The sequence below is a fragment of the Roseibium sediminicola genome (genome assembly GCF_023156505.1).
Taxonomy (GTDB): domain Bacteria; phylum Pseudomonadota; class Alphaproteobacteria; order Rhizobiales; family Stappiaceae; genus Roseibium; species Roseibium sediminicola.
This window is the reverse complement of record NZ_JALNMJ010000008.1, coordinates 21,268-35,602: the sequence shown is the minus strand read 5'-3', so window position 1 is coordinate 35,602 and position 14,335 is coordinate 21,268. Positions and strand designations below refer to the sequence as shown.

The following is a 14,335-nucleotide window of genomic DNA, read 5'->3' as shown; positions in this document are numbered from 1 at the left end:
CTATTGAACAGTGTGGCTGTCATGATCCCGGCCGCCCGGTTCGCCGCGAATATCGGCGACCGCGTCCAGGAAATACGACACGAACTGGATCAGCATGGAAACGGCGAACACGCCCAGGAACCCTGCCATCAGATATTTCACGTAAAGACCGAAGCCGGCCTGCGTGACCTCATAGGTCAGGATCGGGCTGTTGATGATGTTCTGTTTGCCGCCCATGCCGATGACGAGAATGACCGTACAAAGGCTCATGCCGAGGACCACCGATCCGATGGCGTTGACATAGCCCTTGGTCTTCGCCGACATGCCGGCATAGAAGACGTCGACCCGTACATGCCCTTCCTCCAGAAGGGTATAGGCGCTGGCAAACAGGAACAGGGCGGCGTACCAGAAACGGACGAGGTCCGCGAGGAAAGCCTGTTCATAGGAAAAGACAAACCGGCCGATCACGATCAGCAGCTCCGCGCCAACGACCAGCAGCGCCAGCCAGGTAAATCCGAGCGTGCGCGTGAAGGCGGCGATGACGACCGACAGGCCGATCAGCGGCATGTGCACATAGGCGCCGCGGAATCTCGACTTGCCCAGATCCTCGGCCAGTTGCGCGCCGACGATATCCGGCAGAAATCCTTCGATTCGCAGAAACGAGATCGCGCTGTCCACCAGGCCGACAATCAGCACCGCGAAGAAGGCGGCGCGGATCAAGAAGGCATTGATGTTGCTGATCCGCTCGCTGTCCTCGCGCAGCGTCCTGTCCGTTCGCAGCACATAGGCGACGGCCCACAGGACCAGTGCCGCGTAGAGCGCCATCTGCAGCCAGGACCACAGGATCGGCAGGGATCCGTTGGCGGGCTTGCCGAAGATTGGGTCGATCCCTGGAAGATCTTGCCAATATGTCAGGTAGTTGTTGAGCAGATACGCTGCCATGACCGCAAGGATGATCCAGCCGAACAGGCGGAATTTGCGGGAGCCGCCGGGAGCATGGGCATCACCGGAATTCATGGCAGGCGAGCCGTCTTGAACCGCGTCCAAGGCCGTCATCGTGGCTGTGCCTTTTTATCTTGTCGAAGCAAAGAGGGACGGGATTGCTCCCGTCCCTTTGTCCCCCAGACCGCTGTTAGGACGGAATGCCCAGAACGCGGTTGCGCTTGTTGCTGTAGGCAATGTCGGAGATCGCCATGTAGCTGCCGATTTCCTGGCGCGCCTGAATGAAGCTTTCGAAGATCTTCTTGGAGAGCGGGGAATGGTCCATCGCTTCTTCCAGAACTTCCTGAGCGGCTTCACCGAAGCTGTCATAGATCTCGTCGGAGAACTCACGCAGCTCGACGCCGTGCTCGTTGATCAGGCGGTTGAGGTAGGCACCGTTGTTGGCGTTGGTTTCCGCCATGGTGTTGGAGTTCTCTTCCGCGCAGGCGGCGATGATGATCTGCTGGTCGACCTTGTCGAGACCGTCCCAGAAAGCCTTGTTCATGCCCATCGCGAGCATGGCGCCCGGCTCGTGCATGCCCGGGAAGTAGTAGTACTTCGCGGCCTCGTAGAACTTCATGAAGTAGTCGTTGAACGGACCAACCCACTCGGTAGCATCGATGGCGCCGGAAACGAGGTTTTCGTAGATCTGGCCGCCCGGCAGGGACACCGGAGACGCGCCGAGTTTCGCCATGACGTCGCCGCCCTGACCCGGAATACGCATCTTCAGACCCTTCAGGTCGTCAGCGGTTTCGATTTCCTTGTTGAACCAGCCGCCCATCTGGACACCGGTGTTGCCCATGGCAACGTTCTTCAGGCCGAATTCGCCAGCCAGTTCGTCCCACAGCTCCTGGCCGCCGCCGAACTTGATCCAGGCGTCCATTTCAGTTGCGGTCAGGCCGAACGGCACTGCGGTGAAGGCTGCCCAACCCGGATGCTTGCCTTTCCAGTAGTAGTCAGCACCGATATAAGCCTGAGCGTTACCGGAAGCGACTTCGTCGAAGGAGTCAAAGGCGCCAACGCGTTCGCCGGCGGCGAAGTACTGAACGTTGAGACGGCCTTGGGTCAGCTCGGCGATGCGGGCGGCAAGACGCTGCGCAGGAATACCCAGACCCGGGAAGTCCCGCGGCCAGGTGGACACGATCACCATGTCCTTCACACCCTGGGCAATAGCCGGAGCAGCCAGGGCAGAGCCAGCAGCGATACCACCGGCGCCAATACCAGCCTTTTTGATAAACGAACGACGATCCATTAGTTTCCTCCCTAATCGGACCCGATAGCGGACCGGGTACACACTTGCACCGATCTCGGCGTATGTCTAGTTGACCCAAGGGGCTCAGCGCTATTCGTGGTTCTGCGCAGCTTCTCAGTAATACTACCGAGACTGACGCAACAGAAATGCGGTGCGGCATTGCCTCGCGCAACAAGAGGGCGAATTTGGTGACGTTCAAGACAAAATTGCTGCTCATCACGATCCTGCCATTGGTCGCGGTGTCGCTGCTGATCGGCGGCGCCACCTATTACCAGTCGAGGGAGCTGATCAACGCCCAGACAAGGGAAGTGGAACAGCGCATCCTGTCGGCGAAACGCCAGGAAATCCGAAACTATGTCAGTCTGGCCCTGACTTCGATCGAACAGATCTACAAGGAAGAGCCCAACGGCCGGGAAGCCGCGCAACAGGAAGTCAAGGAAATCCTGCAGAACCTGACCTTCGACTATGACGGCTATTTCTTCGTCTACACGCTGGACGGTACCAACATCGTCCACCCCAAGCTGCCCCATCTTGTCGGCGGCAACTGGTGGGACCTGCAGGACGACAATGGCGACCATGTCATCCGCAACCTGATCGCTGCGGCCAAGGACGGCGGCGGCTTCCACCAATATGTCTGGCACAAGCCCTCCACCGGCACGATCGAGGAGAAGCTCGGCTACGCCATTCTGCTCGACAAGTGGGACTGGATGCTCGGCACCGGCCTTTACACCGACGACATCGCCCGCGAGGTCGCCGCCATTCGCGCCGACTTCGCCCGCTCGATCCGCCAGACGCTGTTCGTGATCTTCATGATCACACTTGCCGCGATCATCATCGCGGGAACGCTGATTGCAGGTGTGCGCTTTTCCGAGCAGCGTTTCGCCGACAGCAAGCTGAAGGAACTGACCAACCGGATTTTCCAGGTCCAGGAACAGGAGCGCAAACGGGTCTCGACCGAACTGCACGACAGCATCTCGCAGCTGCTTGTCTCGGTCCGATATGGCGTCGAACTGATCCACAGCGAGGCCAACCGCGAACCAGATCTGCAGGCCCAGGCCGCCAAATGCCTGAAAACCCTGGACGGCACCATCGCCGAAGTCCGGCGGATCTCGCGCGACCTCAGGCCCAGTGTTCTCGACGACATGGGCCTTGCCGCCGCCCTCGGCAGCCTTGGCAAGGAATTTCAGAGCCAGTCGGGCATCATCGTCAATGTGACCGCCGAACAGTGCCACAGCCGCCTGTCGGAAGGGGCCAAGACCGCGCTTTATCGCGTGGTTCAGGAATGCATGACCAATGTCGCAAGGCACGCGCATGCCAGCGAGGTCACCATCAGCCTCAAGGTCGGCCTGCAGCATCTGGTTCTGTGCGTGGAAGACAATGGCGTCGGCCTGCCGCGGCCGATGCCCAAATCCACCGGTCTCGGCTTCCGCAACATGCGCGAGCGGATCGAGACCTACGGTGGTAAACTGACCCTGAGCCGGCGCGCAGCCGGTGGCACCAAGATCCGGGTCCAGATGCCGCTCGACAATCTGGCCGCAAAAGCGGCATGATGGGTTTATGACAGTGCATTCACCTTCCCCCAGATCCTTCACCAGACCCATCAGGGTGCTTCTTGCCGACGACCATGAGCTGGTGCGTGACGGCATACGCGCCAGATTGCGCAAGGTGCCGGAGCTGGAAGTCGTCGGCGAAGCGACCAACGGACGCGACGCTCTGGCGCTGGCCGAGGAACTGCGGCCGGACGTGCTCCTGATGGATGTCTCCATGCCGGTGATGAACGGCCTGGAAGCGGCCACCCAGATCCGCAAGACGCTGCCGCAGGTCGCCGTCCTGATCCTGTCCGTCTATGACAATCCGGAATATGTGCGCGGCGTTGTCCAGGCCGGTGCGCGCGGCTACATCCTGAAGGACATATCCGCGGCGGAAATGATCACCGCGATCACCAGCGTCGCCAATGGCGGCTATTATTTTTCTTCCGCCGTCGGCCCCACCCTGGTCGGCTCCGGCACCTCCGCGCCGGTGGAGGACCCTTACGGCCTGACGGACCGGGAACGCCAGGTCCTGACAGCGATCGCCAAGGGCCAGCCCAACAAGGAAGTCGCCAAGGAGCTCGGCATCTCCGTGCGCACGGTGGAATCCCACCGTCTGAACCTGCGCGAAAAGGTCGGCAACAAGAATGCCGCCCAACTTTACAAGGTCGCGCAGGATCTGGGATTGCTGGACTGACAAAAGCCCTCTATTTTGTGATCACATTCTAATTTCGAGACCTGATTCTCACTTCTCCGCAGGCTTCCAAATGACCAAACCGCTCGTCCTGGTAACCGCCGATGTGAAATCCATCGAGGGCTATAACTGGCATGCCGCCACCTCGACCTATCTGCAGGCCGTCGTGAAAGGCTCGGACGCCATTCCAATGATCCTGCCGTCCCTCGGCGCCGACCTGGATCTGGACGCTGCGTTGGATCAAGTCGACGGCGTTCTGGCGACGGGATCCCGTTCCAATGTCAATCCGGAGCTCTATGGCGAAGCACCGACGGAAGAAAACGGTCCCTACGATCCTGCCCGCGACAGCACGACGCTTCCTCTGCTGAAACGCGCTGTCGAACGCGGCATTCCGGTGTTTGCCATCTGCCGGGGCATGCAGGAGCTGAATGTCGCCCTGGGCGGAACGCTTCATACGGAAATCCAGGACCTGGAGGGCCGGAACGACCACCGCGCGCCGACCTCCGACCAGCAGGACGAGCGCTTCCGCATTGCCCATCCGGTGGAAGTGAGCAGCGGCGGCTGCCTCGCAGCCGTGCTCGGCGAGGAACCGTTTGAGGTCAATTCCCTGCACCGGCAGGCCGTTGGCGTGCTTGGCAACGCATTGACAGCCGAGGCGGTCGCGGAAGACGGCACCATTGAGGCCGCGTCCATTCGCGACAGCGCCGGCTATGTGCTCGCCACCCAATGGCACCCGGAATATTGGGTCATGACCGATGGGCCGTCGAAGAGACTGTTTGAAGCGTTTGGCGACGCCGTGCGCGCCTACCGGGTCAAGCGGCTCGGGCTGTAATTCGTCTTCAGCCCCAGCCGACCGCCGCGATCAGCAGCGTCAGTCCGAGTAGGAACACCACGGCCGCCCCGACGATTTCGATGGTCCTGTGAATGCGGTTGGCCATCGGGCTGCCTTCTCCGAAGAGCCGGACAGAAAGGTCCTTGGCACCGACGGCAAGTCCGGCCAGCAGCGACACCGTGATGCCCGTGCCGACGGCCATGGCAAGCGTCGAGGCGATGCCGGCCGCGATCATGCCCTGGGACAGGGCAAAGACCAGAACCACGAGTGCGCCGGTGCAGGGACGCAGCCCGACCGCCAGAATGATGGATGCGGCCCGGGCCAGGGTGATCTTGCCCTGGATCATGTCCGGTGTCGGCGCATGCGCGTGACCGCAGGTCGAACAGACCCCATCCGGTCCGATTTCATGGTCATGATGGTGATGCCCATGACTGTGATCATGGTGGTGATGGTGGCCGTGAGAATGACCATGGCCGGCACCGGCGAACGCCAGGCCCTCGTTGGCGGCGCTTCCGGCGAAGCTGGACAACAGCGGTCGTGCCGCTTTCTGCCACAGCAGCCAACCGCCAAGGGCCGTGATCAGCACATAAGATCCGATCTCGAACCAGAGTGCTGTGTCCTGGATGGCGATGCTGGTCAGGTTGAACACCACCGCGAGCCCACCCACCAGAACGATGGCGGTCACCGCCTGCGCGAAGGCGGAGGCGAAGGACAGAACAATGCCCTTGCGCAGCGTTTCATTGTTCGCGACCACGTAGGACGTAATGATCGCCTTGCCGTGACCCGGCCCCGCCGCATGGAAAACGCCGTAGGCAAAGGACAGGCCCATCAGCAGCCATCCGGCATTCGGGTTGCTCCGGAACGTTCTCAGACTGGCGACCAGCGCCTGGTAGAAGTCCTTCTGCTTGGCGGCGATCGTGCCGAAAACCTCATCAAGGAACCCGACCTGCACCGCCGGCTGGTTCACGCCGTCGATAACGACGAGATCCTGTTGAACGGCGGCGGTGACATCGTCCGCTCTTTTCTGTTCGGCGTTTGACATTCCGGGGGCCTCGGGATCGGACGTCGCCGCCGCGATTGCCTCGGCAGCCGTCGTTTTCGGTGCTGCGCCCGCAGGCGCCGCGGTGGCGGCGCAGGTCACGATCATCTGGTTGATCTGGGTCGCGGCCGCTGACTGCAGCTCCGGCGGCAGGTCGCGCTGGTCCGGACCGATCTGGGAAAGCGCATAGGCCGTGGCATCATCGAGCGGCGGCGGCTCATTGCGTGTGACCCTGCAGGTCCCAGGCGCGTTTACGGTGCCGACGGCGTCCGCTTCCTGACCGAAGCGGAAATCGACGTAATAGGTCGGGTCATAGACATCAAGCGTGATCGGCTGGTCGGCGTCGCTGGCGTCCTTGAGCGGCAAGGTGAAATGCAGCTCGAGCAGATCCACCGTTTCCGGCATGGAACCGCCGTTCATGTCGACGTCTTCCCGCATGGCTTCGAAGTCTTCCGGCTTCATCGCCCAATAGTCTTTCAGCGGCACCGTGGCCACTTCGAGCCAATAATCCGTCGGCGCCTTGAAATCGAGTTCGATCCTGGTGTTGTCGCCGAAGGTGAAATAGCCGAAATCGGCCATGCTCTCGATATTGACCTCAGCCAATTCGCTCAACTCTTCGCGCGAATAGACCCCGTCATTGTTTTTGTCGAAACCCTGAATGGCAAAGGCCGTGAAGGCATCGTCGAACCGGAAAACATGGCGGACTGCGACGGCGTCGCCGGCATCGTCGAACACCAGCTTCGAGCGCGCCTCGACAAAGACATGCGGATGCGCCGCAAGCCCGGCCACAGTGGCCAGCAGGACAGCAAGGCCCAGAACCAATCTGCGACCCAGTTTCAGACAGAACCAGTTCAACGGAGCAATTTGGAACCGCACGATCAACGCTCTTCGATTGGAAATGTAATATGTTTACATGGCACGTTCGGCAAGCCATGGCCAGAGAAGACGGCAGGAAGATGACAGGCCGTGTTTCGCGGCGCAAAATCTCGAGGGAATGATTTTCGTTCCTTTCAGCTGATTCAGGAACATTTCAGCCTAGGTATGACGGGAAATGAGGAGAATAAAGACATTATTCCCGGATCTCGGCGTAAAATATTCACAACAACAACCACCTTACTGAGCCAGCTATGAACGCCTTGCACACATCTGTTTATCACAGCGCGGTTTTCGACCATCCGGAAATGAACGGCCATGAAGACGTGGTTTTCGTTCAGGACACGGACACCGGTTTGCGCGCGATCATTGCCGTCCACGACACCACCCTGGGCCCGGCCCTCGGCGGTTGCCGTGTCTGGCCCTATGAGAAGCCGGCCGACGCCCTGACCGACGCCCTGCGCCTGTCCCGCGGCATGACCTACAAGAATTCCCTGGCCGGTCTCGATCTCGGCGGCGGCAAGGCGGTGATCATCGCGGATCCACGCAAGGACAAGACCCCGGCCCTGATGGAAGCCTTCGGCCGGCATGTCGAGCGCCTGTCCGGCACCTATATCACCGCGGAAGATGTCGGCGTTTCTCCGGACGACATGGAAACGGTCGCCCGCCACACCGATCATGTGCGCGGCACCAGTGCCACTGGCCTCGGTGACCCCTCCCCCTACACCGCGCTCGGCGTCTTCGAAGGCATCAAGGCCTCGGCCAAACATGTATTCGGCAGCAGCGATCTCGACGGCAAGACAGTCTCCGTCCAGGGTCTCGGCCATGTCGGCTACGACGTTGCCCGCCAGTTGCACGCCGCCGGCGCCAGGCTGATTGTCTCCGACATTCATGCCCCGGCCGTCTTGAAGGCGATCGAAACCTTTGGCGCCACGGCCGTCGATCCGGGCGAAGCCCATATGGTCGACGCGGACATCTTCGTGCCCTGCGCGCTCGGTGCCGGCCTGAACGCCCGGACCGTTCCGCACATCCAGGCCAAGATCGTCGCAGGAGCCGCCAACAACCAGCTGGAAACCCCGGCGGACGGTATCGCCCTGCGCAAGCGCGGCATTCTTTACGCACCCGATTATGCGATCAACGCAGGCGGCGTGATCTCCATTGCGCTGGCAACGCCCGAAGGCGGCGACAACCTGGTGCGCCAAAAGACCTTTGCCATCGGCGACACCCTGACCACCATCTTTGAGCGGGCCGCAAAAGAAGAGACCACGCCGGAACAGGTCGCCGACACCATGGCGGAAGAGCGGCTGGCCAAGGCCAAGGCCGCCTGACGCATCCCTCAAGAGCCGAAACAGAAAACGGCGGTCAAACCGCCGTTTTTTTGTTGCTGAGAGAAATTTTCAGGAGAGCTGCCGCTCGTTCGCGGATTTGAACATCTGGCGCACCAGCAGCTTGGCGTCCTCGACCGCAGTCTCGCCCATTTCAGCATAGCAGGCGGTCACGCCCTCATGAAGCAGGTATAGCTGGGTCGCGAACTGGTCCTTGCCGGCAAGTTCGCCGAAAAAACGCAGCAGCTCGCCCTTGTGGCGCTTGACCATCGCCTCGATGTCGCCGCTGTCCGGATTGGCCGCCAGTGCCTGACGAAACAGACATTCCTTGCCCTCGGTCATGCGCATCCAGCCACCCAGCTTGTCGAAAAGCTGTTCGGCGGCCGCCAGCCCGGGCTCGCGAACGCCTTCACGCACATATGTCAGGTAGCGGCGGTGGCGGTGTTCCAACGCGCCCAGCACCATGGCTTCCCGGGAGGGGAAATGACGGTAGAGCGTGCGCATGCTGACGCCGACACCGGCCCTGAGTTCGGGCACACTCGGCTCCGCGAACCCCCGGCTCCAGAACACCTGCTCAAGACGAGCCGCAATTTGTTCCTGAGCGTCATTCATGTTTTGACTGTGGGTGTTGCCGAGACAATTTTCAAGTTTTACCTTCGCCTGGAAAAAATATTCTAGAACGATCTAAGTATAACCACGGACTTGGCGCCTACTCCCGGTACGCCCCGCCGTCACGTGCCTGCCTGGATATGGCAGCCGGTGTGCTTTTCAACATCGCAAAAACATGCGAGCCGCCCTGAGAGCAAAGGAATGCTCACGGCGGGGCCGTCAGCACTTGGGTTTGTCCGCATACCACTCCACCAGGAAGTCGACAAAGGCCCGCACCTTGGCGCTCAGGTGGCGTCGATGGGGATAGACCGCGTATATCCCGCGCATCGGCTCTTCATACTCTTCCAGAAGCGTCACCAGCCGGCCGCTGCCTATGTCTTCGGAGACAAAGAACAGCGGCGTCCTGAGAAACCCAAGATCGCACAAGGCAGCCTCGCGGGCGGCGGCGGCGCTGTTGACTTCCAGCGGCCCCTTCACGGCCACCGACTGCCGCTCGCCCTTGTCGTAAAAGGCCCAGTTCTGCTTGTAGCGGTAGTTCGTGTCGATGATGCAGGGACGGGTGGCAAGGTCCTGGGGCACGCCGGGCGCGCCAAAACGCTCGATTGCCGCGGGGCTGGCGCAGACCACCGTCCGGAACGGTGCGATCTTGCGCGCGATCAGGCTGGAATCATCCAGCTGCGTCACGCGAACCGCCAGATCGAAACCTTCCTCGACCAGGTCCACAAACCGGTCCTCCAGCCGGAGATCCAGGTTGATTTCCGGATATCTGACCAGAAAATGCATCATCGCCTGGTTGAGCAGATCATCGCCCATGGAGCGGGGCGCGGACACCCGCAACCTGCCGCGGACTTCCTGATGCGAGGATTGAACGGAGGCCTGAAGGTCGTCGATCCGCTGCAGGATCTCGACCGCTTCCTTGTAATAGGCCTCGCCGACTTCGGTCAGCGACACCTGGCGGGTGGTCCGGTTCAACAGCCGGACACCCAGTTCATCTTCAAGCTCGCCGACATATTTTGAGACCAGCGCCTTGGAGCGGCCCATTTCCCTGGCAGCCGCGGAAAATCCGTTTGAATCGACAACTTGAATGAAGCAGCGCATCCGCGTAATCGCATCCATTCGGCTTCCTTCCCTGACCACTTTGGAGACGTTTGCTTAGCGTACTTTTCGCGCGACCGTCAAAGACCTTCGGCGACCATGGCTCACGGTTTGGGCGGCTCACGGGTTGCGCGGCTTGCGTCTGCGCCCCAGACGACCGATGGCGACCAGGATGCGCATCACCAGGAGCCCGGCCAGCGCACCGATGCCGGCCGCGGCAAAGCCCGTCGCTGTCACCGGCACAGCAGGTTCGTAATCTTCGGCCGTGGCCTGGGCCAACTGCGGATCGAAGCCGCGCGCAAAGATCATCAGCCGCTGAACCGGCCCGGCGGTTTCCAGCTCGCTCTGCTGCTGCTTCAGCCGGCTCAACCGGATTTCGGCATTGATCATGCTGTTGCCCCGCGCCTGGATGAAAGGGTCCTCGGAGGCCTTCTGGCGCGCGATCGCCTCGGCGGAACTCAGACCGTGCGCCGCCGCGTCCCTGTTGAAATCCGCCAGGATCTCCTCCAGCGCGTCAATGGCCCCGCCCAGGCGCTGGCGGTATTGCTGGGAAAATTCCGGCAACTGGGAAGTGGCCGTTCCGCTCATCAGCATGACGATCAGCATCAACACCCGCGCCAAACGCCCCTCCTCCCGTCCCCTTTACTCAGTCCCTGAGACTGACAATTCCGGCTTCGCCCGCCTCGGTGCCAAACACAAGGCGGTCGCCCGCCATGTCCCAGTCCATGCTCGACACCGGCCCCTGGCCGGGCCGCCGGAGCAGGACCTCGGCATTGTCGGCAAACCGGCACATCAGGATCATGCCATCCTGATAACCGACCGCAACCACCTCCTCCTGCGGATGGCAGGCAACCGCGCTGACCAGATTGTCTCCGCGCGTGCCCAGTTGCAGCGGCGTCTGGCCCATCGGACCGGTCTTGCCGAAGAACGGCCACAGGATGGCGGCATTCGCTCCGGACGTCGCCAGATACTTGCCCTTTTGCGACCAGCTGAAGGACTTTACCTTGGCCGGATATCCGGTCATGCGCATGTCCTGGCTATCGGAAAGCCGCCAACCATGCAGGGCATTTTCCTGCATGGACGTGACAAGATATTTGCCGTCGGGCGAAAAACTGACGCCGAGATGGGCGCCCTTCCATCTGAGGTCCACAGGCGCGCCGTCGGTGCCCGCCCACCACAGTGTCGCGCCGTCATAGCGGGAAACCGCCAGGCGCATGCCCTTGGGCGCGAAGGCAAGCCCGCCAACGGCGCGCTCATGGGCGAATTCCTTCTCGCGGCCGTCGCCGAGCCGCACCCAGGCGGTGCGGCCGCTGGCAAAGGCCACGGCGCCGGACGGGCCCGCCGCGATCAGGTCGATCCACTTGCGCGGCCGTTCCGCCACAAGTACGGAAGATCCGTCTCCCGCAGTCCTGTAGATGCAGCCATCGTCCCCGGAGGTGATCAGGCCGGTCGCGTCATGCGTGCATTCCGCAGCGAGCAATCCCGCCTTGTGCGGCCGGCACCGGGTTTCTCCCGTCCCGGAAAAGGCGATCTCGCCCTCTCCCGTGGCAAACCAGGCGCTGTCTTTCAAGAAGCCGGCGCGGACGACGAAGCCGTCCACGTCGATAGGTGCAATTGTCGGCAAGGCGGTCGATCCCTATTGCGCGGCGCAGGCCTGGAAACTGTCTTTCAGCACATCCCAGTTGAGATCGCGGCCGATGAAGACGAGGCGGCTTTCGCGCGGCTCGTCCGCCTTCCAGTCACGCTGATGATCGCCTTCGACGATCATGTGCACGCCCTGGATCACATAACGCTGCGGGTCGTCCTTGAAAGCCAGTATGCCTTTCATGCGCAGGATGTTCGGTCCCTGGATCTGTGTGACCTGGTTGATCCAGGGAAAGAACATGTCCGGGTTGAGATCGCCGGCCCTCAGCGAGATGCTCTTCACCGAATGCGGATCTTCTTCGTGGTGATGATGCCCGTGCCCGTGATGATGGTGGTGATCGTGGCCGTGGTCATGATCGTGGTGGTGATGATCATGGTCGCAGTCCGGACCGCATTCTTGCTCATGATGGCCATGTTCCAGGAAATGCGGGTCGAGCGACAGGATCCGGTCGAGATCGAAGGCGCCTCGGTCGAGCACCTTGGCGATGTCGACACCGCAGCGCTCGCTGCGGTGAAGCACGGCATAGGGGTTGATCGCCTTGATCCGCGCTTCGACGGTGGCGAGTTCTTCCACGCTGACCAGGTCGGTCTTGTTGATCAGGATGACATCGGCAAAAGCCACCTGGTCCTCGGCTTCCTCGGTGTCTTCCAGGCGCTGCAGCACATGGCGCGCGTCGACGACAGCGACGACGGCGTCGAGCTTGGCCGAGGCACGGACGTCGTCATCCATGAAAAAGGTCTGGGCGACCGGCGCCGGATCCGCCACACCGGTGGTCTCCACGATGATGGCGTCGAAGGCGTTCTTGCGCTTCATCAAATTCTGGACGGTGCGGATCAGGTCGCCGCGCACCGTGCAGCAGATGCAGCCATTGTTCATCTCGAAGATTTCTTCGTCCGATTCGACCAGAAGATCGTTGTCGATGCCGACTTCGCCGAATTCATTGACGATCACCGCATAGCGCTGGCCGTGGTTTTCGGTCAGGATCCGGTTGAGAAGAGTGGTTTTTCCGGCTCCGAGATAACCCGTCAAAACGGTAACGGGGATCTGGGCCGGCGCGTCCTGGGTCGCAGTCATTGCGCAACTTCCTGGCGTGAGGGTGGTTTGCTGGCCTGCCTGGCAGGCCTCTTGGGCGCGAATATAAGCATATCGATGGCGCAATGGGAGAGCCGCCGGAAAATTTCCCGGCTTTGCATGCCAGCGAACCATTAGACGGCTTGAACGCCTTTCCAAAAGCTTCGCGCAAGCTTTACCTTCAAACTGTTTGAGACATCGCAGGAGAGCCGCATGCTGCACACGATTGCCGGATTTGACCGGATCGGCGAGGAAAACGCCTTCGCTGTCCTGGCGCGGGCAACGGAACTCGCGGCAAAGGGCCGTGACATTATCAATCTTGGCATCGGCCAGCCGGATTTCAAAACCCCGGAACATATTGTCGAGGCGGCGGTCAAGGCGCTCAGGGACGGCCATCACGGCTACACCCCCGCCACCGGTATCGCGCCCTTGCGCGAGGCGGTCAGCGCGGATCTGCACACACGGCACGGGGTCGCAACCGACCCGGACAATGTCCTGATCGTTCCGGGCGGCAAGGTCACCATGTTCCTGGCGATCCTGATGTTCGGCGAACCGGGCGTCGACATCCTGTATCCGGACCCGGGATTTCCGATCTATCGCTCGATGATCGAGTTCACCGGCGCCCTTCCCGTGCCGGTGCCGATCCGCGAGGAGAACGACTTTGCCTTTTCGGCCGAAGAAACGCTTTCGCTGATCACTGACAGAACCCGGCTTTTGATCCTGAATTCCCCCGCCAACCCGACCGGCGGTGTGACACCGCGTGCCGAGATCGAAAAGCTGGTCCAGGGGCTTGAGCGCCATCCAGACGTCGCGATCCTCTCCGACGAAATCTATTCGCAGATGACCTATGATGGCATAGAGCACGTCTCCCTTCTGACCTTCGAAGCCATCAGGGACAGGCTGATCCTGCTCGACGGCTGGTCAAAGACCTACGCCATGACCGGCTGGCGCATGGGCTTTTCATTGTGGCCGGACAGCCTGATCGACAAGGCCCGCAAGCTGGGCGTCAACGCCTGGTCCTGCGTCAACGCGCCGGCGCAATACGGTGCCCTTGCCGCACTCACCGGGCCGCAGACAGCCGTTCAGGACATGGTCCGTGAGTTTGACGGCCGCCGCCAGGTCACGGTCGACGGCCTCAACGCCATCGACGGCGTCGGCTGCCGGACACCGCTCGGAGCGTTTTACGCTTATCCGAACATCAAGGCCACCGGCTGGAAATCCAAAGAACTCGCATCCGCTCTTCTGGAAGAGGCGGGTGTTGCGACAATCGGCGGGCCGGACTTTGGCGTCCTGGGCGAGGGATACATCAGATTGTCCTATGCAAATTCGACGAAAAACATTGAAGAAGCCCTCAAGCGCATCGGTGATTTTCTTGATGAAAACCCCAAGACATGAACCCTACGTAATATTT

General features: G+C 61.3%; 13 protein-coding genes. 5 read left to right on the top strand and 8 right to left on the bottom strand.

The features are described from left to right. Both M0H32_RS12900 and M0H32_RS12895 read right to left on the bottom strand, forming a co-directional pair. Entirely contained in the window at positions 1 to 1,035 is a 1,035-nt protein-coding gene (locus M0H32_RS12900) for a TRAP transporter small permease subunit (protein WP_248154571.1), read from the bottom strand. 76 nt (positions 1,036 to 1,111) lie between these two features. Continuing rightward, on the bottom strand, positions 1,112 to 2,212 hold the full coding sequence (locus M0H32_RS12895) for a TRAP transporter substrate-binding protein (protein WP_248154569.1): 1,101 nt from the start codon (positions 2,210 to 2,212) through the stop codon (positions 1,112 to 1,114). Between the two features lie 188 nt (positions 2,213 to 2,400). Here M0H32_RS12895 and M0H32_RS12890 point away from each other — a divergent pair, with 188 nt between their 5' ends. The 3 genes from M0H32_RS12890 (at position 2,401) to M0H32_RS12880 (ending at position 5,267) form a co-directional block, all read left to right on the top strand. Beyond that, positions 2,401 to 3,762, top strand: a complete 1,362-nt coding sequence (locus M0H32_RS12890; protein ID WP_248154567.1) for a cache domain-containing protein — start codon at positions 2,401 to 2,403, stop codon at positions 3,760 to 3,762. Between the two features lie 7 nt (positions 3,763 to 3,769). Next, on the top strand, positions 3,770 to 4,438 hold the full coding sequence (locus M0H32_RS12885) for a response regulator transcription factor (RefSeq protein ID WP_248154565.1): 669 nt from the start codon (positions 3,770 to 3,772) through the stop codon (positions 4,436 to 4,438). Between the two features lie 70 nt (positions 4,439 to 4,508). Further along, positions 4,509 to 5,267, top strand: coding sequence for a gamma-glutamyl-gamma-aminobutyrate hydrolase family protein (locus tag M0H32_RS12880; RefSeq protein WP_248154563.1), 759 nt, complete (start codon positions 4,509 to 4,511; stop codon positions 5,265 to 5,267). Between the two features lie 7 nt (positions 5,268 to 5,274). Here the strand turns inward: M0H32_RS12880 and M0H32_RS12875 are convergent, their stop codons facing one another. Next, on the bottom strand, positions 5,275 to 7,182 hold the full coding sequence (locus M0H32_RS12875) for a HoxN/HupN/NixA family nickel/cobalt transporter (RefSeq protein WP_248154561.1): 1,908 nt from the start codon (positions 7,180 to 7,182) through the stop codon (positions 5,275 to 5,277). 251 nt (positions 7,183 to 7,433) lie between these two features. Between M0H32_RS12875 and M0H32_RS12870 the strand changes: the two genes are divergently transcribed. Continuing rightward, positions 7,434 to 8,507, top strand: coding sequence for a Glu/Leu/Phe/Val dehydrogenase dimerization domain-containing protein (locus tag M0H32_RS12870; RefSeq protein WP_282449353.1), 1,074 nt, complete (start codon positions 7,434 to 7,436; stop codon positions 8,505 to 8,507). A 69-nt stretch (positions 8,508 to 8,576) separates the two neighbouring features. On the opposite strand, the gene M0H32_RS12865 is transcribed toward M0H32_RS12870, so the two are convergent. The 5 genes from M0H32_RS12865 to M0H32_RS12845 all read right to left on the bottom strand — a co-directional run bounded on the left by M0H32_RS12865 (position 8,577) and on the right by M0H32_RS12845 (position 12,927). Then, complete coding sequence (locus M0H32_RS12865) at positions 8,577 to 9,116, bottom strand: TetR/AcrR family transcriptional regulator (RefSeq protein ID WP_282449352.1); 540 nt, start codon at positions 9,114 to 9,116, stop codon at positions 8,577 to 8,579. Between the two features lie 216 nt (positions 9,117 to 9,332). Next, complete coding sequence (locus M0H32_RS12860; protein ID WP_248154557.1) at positions 9,333 to 10,229, bottom strand: LysR family transcriptional regulator; 897 nt, start codon at positions 10,227 to 10,229, stop codon at positions 9,333 to 9,335. A gap of 99 nt (positions 10,230 to 10,328) precedes the next feature. Further along, on the bottom strand, positions 10,329 to 10,820 hold the full coding sequence (locus tag M0H32_RS12855; RefSeq protein ID WP_248154936.1) for a DUF2937 family protein: 492 nt from the start codon (positions 10,818 to 10,820) through the stop codon (positions 10,329 to 10,331). A gap of 34 nt (positions 10,821 to 10,854) precedes the next feature. Continuing rightward, a complete protein-coding gene (locus tag M0H32_RS12850) occupies positions 10,855 to 11,832 on the bottom strand; it encodes a WD40 repeat domain-containing protein (protein ID WP_248154555.1) in 978 nt (325 codons plus the stop codon). A gap of 12 nt (positions 11,833 to 11,844) precedes the next feature. Continuing rightward, on the bottom strand, positions 11,845 to 12,927 hold the full coding sequence (locus M0H32_RS12845) for a CobW family GTP-binding protein (RefSeq protein ID WP_248154553.1): 1,083 nt from the start codon (positions 12,925 to 12,927) through the stop codon (positions 11,845 to 11,847). A 210-nt stretch (positions 12,928 to 13,137) separates the two neighbouring features. Between M0H32_RS12845 and M0H32_RS12840 the strand changes: the two genes are divergently transcribed. Further along, complete coding sequence (locus M0H32_RS12840; RefSeq protein ID WP_248154551.1) at positions 13,138 to 14,319, top strand: pyridoxal phosphate-dependent aminotransferase; 1,182 nt, start codon at positions 13,138 to 13,140, stop codon at positions 14,317 to 14,319. The last annotated feature ends 16 nt before the right edge of the window (positions 14,320 to 14,335 follow it).

What these genes read in the sequence shown, in the direction of transcription:
- M0H32_RS12900 (WP_248154571.1), bottom strand. Translation starts at nt 1,035, where the DNA reads ATGACGGCCTTGGACGCGGTTCAAGACGGCTCGCCTGCCATGAATTCC.
- M0H32_RS12895 (WP_248154569.1), bottom strand. Translation starts at nt 2,212, where the DNA reads ATGGATCGTCGTTCGTTTATCAAAAAGGCTGGTATTGGCGCCGGTGGT.
- M0H32_RS12885 (WP_248154565.1), top strand. Translation starts at nt 3,770, where the DNA reads ATGACAGTGCATTCACCTTCCCCCAGATCCTTCACCAGACCCATCAGG.
- M0H32_RS12880 (WP_248154563.1), top strand. Translation starts at nt 4,509, where the DNA reads ATGACCAAACCGCTCGTCCTGGTAACCGCCGATGTGAAATCCATCGAG.
- M0H32_RS12870 (WP_282449353.1), top strand. Translation starts at nt 7,434, where the DNA reads ATGAACGCCTTGCACACATCTGTTTATCACAGCGCGGTTTTCGACCAT.
- M0H32_RS12865 (WP_282449352.1), bottom strand. Translation starts at nt 9,116, where the DNA reads ATGAATGACGCTCAGGAACAAATTGCGGCTCGTCTTGAGCAGGTGTTC.
- M0H32_RS12860 (WP_248154557.1), bottom strand. Translation starts at nt 10,229, where the DNA reads ATGGATGCGATTACGCGGATGCGCTGCTTCATTCAAGTTGTCGATTCA.
- M0H32_RS12845 (WP_248154553.1), bottom strand. Translation starts at nt 12,927, where the DNA reads ATGACTGCGACCCAGGACGCGCCGGCCCAGATCCCCGTTACCGTTTTG.
- M0H32_RS12840 (WP_248154551.1), top strand. Translation starts at nt 13,138, where the DNA reads ATGCTGCACACGATTGCCGGATTTGACCGGATCGGCGAGGAAAACGCC.